This window comes from Bradyrhizobium sp. Crot121 (assembly GCF_059512385.1).
This window is the reverse complement of the sequence record NZ_JCAMOR010000192.1, coordinates 1-2,539: the sequence shown is the minus strand read 5'-3', so window position 1 is coordinate 2,539 and position 2,539 is coordinate 1. Positions and strand designations below refer to the sequence as shown.

The window sequence follows — 2,539 nt, the reverse complement described above, 5'->3', positions numbered from 1 at the left end:
TTGAATCCGACTTGAAGAGTAACCTCTACAAGATTTGGAATCGAATGAGCTCAGGCGCCTACTTCCCGCCACCTGTTCGTGCCGTCTCCATTCCGAAGAAGAGCGGAGGCCAAAGGATCCTCGGGGTGCCAACTGTGGCGGATCGCGTGGCACAAACAGTTGCCAAACAACTCATTGAACCGACTCTGGACGCAATCTTTCTGGCGGATTCCTATGGCTATAGGCCCGGCAAATCGGCTCTTGATGCCGTAGGCGTCACGCGCAAGCGTTGCTGGAAGTACGACTGGGTTCTTGAATTCGATATCAAGGGGCTGTTTGACAACATTGACCACGAGCTTCTGCTGCGGGCTGTCCGGAAACATGCAAAGTGCGAGTGGGCGTTGCTCTACATCGAACGATGGCTGACAGCGCCGATTGCGCAAGAGGATGGAGCTGTCGTCGAGCGAAGCTGCGGCACCCCGCAAGGGGGAGTAGTGAGCCCGATTCTCGCCAATCTCTTCATGCACTATACATTTGATCTCTGGATGGCACGAACGTTCCCTGAACTCAGGTGGTGCCGGTATGCTGACGACGGGTTGATACACTGCCAGAGTGAGGTGGAGGCGCAGAGCGTTTGCGAAGCGCTGAGAATTCGACTGGCCGAGTGTCGTCTGGAATTGCATCCGACGAAGACGAGGATTGTCTACTGCAAGGACGATCGACGCCAAGGCAAGAGCGAGACGGTTATGTTCGACTTTCTCGGATATTGCTTCCGGCCGAGGTCAGTCCGGGGGCCGTACTCGCAGAAAATTTTCTGCGGGTTCACTCCGGCGGTCAGCAAGTCAGTGCTGAACGCGATGCGGGCAACGATCCGAGACTTGAACTTTCGTAGGCGGCCAAATCTGACGCTGGACGACATTGCCCGCGAACTAAACCCGATAGTTCGGGGGTGGATCGCGTACTATGGGCAATACATGCGCTCGGCGCTATATCCGATGGCCCGCTACATCAACCAAACAATAGCTATCTGGTTGAAGCGAAAGTACAAGCGCTTCCGCCATCGGTTGGGGCGCGCTCGTATCTTCCTGGAGAAGATCGCTCGCGAGAACCGCAGACTCTTTGCTCACTGGCAACTCGGTATTGGCGACAAGCTTGCCTGATGGGAGCCGGGTGAGGTGAGAGCCTCACGCCCTGGTTCTGCGAGAGGCCGGAGGTGAAATCCCTCCGGCCTACTCACCCCACGGTGCCGGTCCTTGCCAAAGGCAAGACCCGGACCGGCCGGCTCTGGACCTATGTGCGCGACGACCGGCCATTTGCCGGACCGGATCCCCCGGCGGCGGTGTTCTTCTACTCGCCGGATCGTGGCGGTGAGCATCCGGAACAGCATCTGGCAGGCTATGCCGGACTGATGCAGGCCGACGCCTACCGGGGCTTCAGCAAACTCTACGCGGCCAGTCGCAAAGTAGGCCCGATCGTCGAGGCGGCGTGCTGGGCCCACGGCAGGCAAGTTCTTTGACCTCGCACGGCTCACCAAGGCACCGATTGCAGCCGAGGCGGTCAAGCGCATCGATGCCCTGTTCGCCATCGAGCGCGAGATTAACGGTCTGACGCCGCAAGAGCGTCTGCGTGTACGCCAGGAGCGCAGTCGCCCCCTGGTCGTTGAGCTGCAGGCTTGGCTGCGTGAGCAGCGCGCCAAGCTCTCCAAAAACAACGACACGACCAAGGCGATCAATTACAGCCTCAGCCGCTGGGATGCATTTACCCGCTTCCTCGATGACGGGCGCCTTTGCATGTCGAACAATGCCGCCGAACGTGAGCTACGGGCCGTCGCCGTAGGAAGAAGAAACTGGACCTTCGCCGGCTCCGATGAGGGCGGCCGGCGTGCGGCTGCCATCTACACCCTGATTGCCAGCGCCAAGCTCAACGACGTCGATCCGCAGGCCTGGCTCGCCGACGTGCTCGCGCGCATCAATGATCATGCTATCCAGAGGCTGGACGAGCTTCTGCCCTGGAACTGGCGAAAGCCAACGCCTGATCATGTCGAAGCAGCGTGAGCCAAGAGGACACATGAGAGCGAGCGGTCTGTCCGCGGCAGATAAATTGGCGGTGACGGCCGCCTGCCAGCAGTTGATCGACGACTTTTTGAAGCCCCGCTTCCTGCCCACTATCCGACCGACGCAGTTCAACTATCCCGTCGATATCCTGGGAAAGTGGCACGGCACCAAATATCGCTTCATTCAACGCTACCGCTCCGGCTTTCTAGAGAACCTCGGCGAAGAGTTTGACGCCCCGTTCGCTCGCCTCGACTGGATCAGCCGTGATCGCTTCGACATCCAGTGGCACCGTCACACCGGAGAATGGTTCTGCCTCCATCGCGGCCTCACTCTCGCCGAAGCGATTGACACGCTAAGATCCGACGGATTGCTCCATCCACTTTAAACACGGAACTCCGCAAGGTCAGGTATCCCGGGTCCTCACCGGACGGATAGTGCGCCAGTGAAACTGGCGAAGGATAGTCGATGAAAGTTCGATACAGGAAAGGAGTAGCGACCCACCTTGG

2 protein-coding genes and 1 pseudogene are annotated in these 2,539 nt (G+C 59.1%); all 3 read left to right on the top strand.

Features of this window, described 5'->3' with window-relative positions:
* The coding region (gene ltrA, locus AC5ZGW_RS45765; RefSeq protein ID WP_496114150.1) for a group II intron reverse transcriptase/maturase at nucleotides 1-1,139 on the top strand (1,139 nt) is incomplete at its 5' end.
* 80 nt (nucleotides 1,140-1,219) lie between these two features.
* A pseudogene (tnpC, locus tag AC5ZGW_RS45760) lies at nucleotides 1,220-2,033 on the top strand (IS66 family transposase); the annotation flags it as partial.
* Between the two features lie 13 nt (nucleotides 2,034-2,046).
* The gene (locus AC5ZGW_RS45755; protein ID WP_028167603.1) at nucleotides 2,047-2,418 is read left to right on the top strand and encodes a DUF3024 domain-containing protein; all 372 of its coding nucleotides are present in this window, start codon (nucleotides 2,047-2,049) and stop codon (nucleotides 2,416-2,418) included.
* Nucleotides 2,419-2,539: the final 121 nt, after the last annotated feature.

Bases quoted from the DNA above. Each gene is read 5' to 3' on its own strand.
- AC5ZGW_RS45755 (WP_028167603.1), top strand. From the start codon at position 2,047: ATGAGAGCGAGCGGTCTGTCCGCGGCAGATAAATTGGCGGTGACGGCC.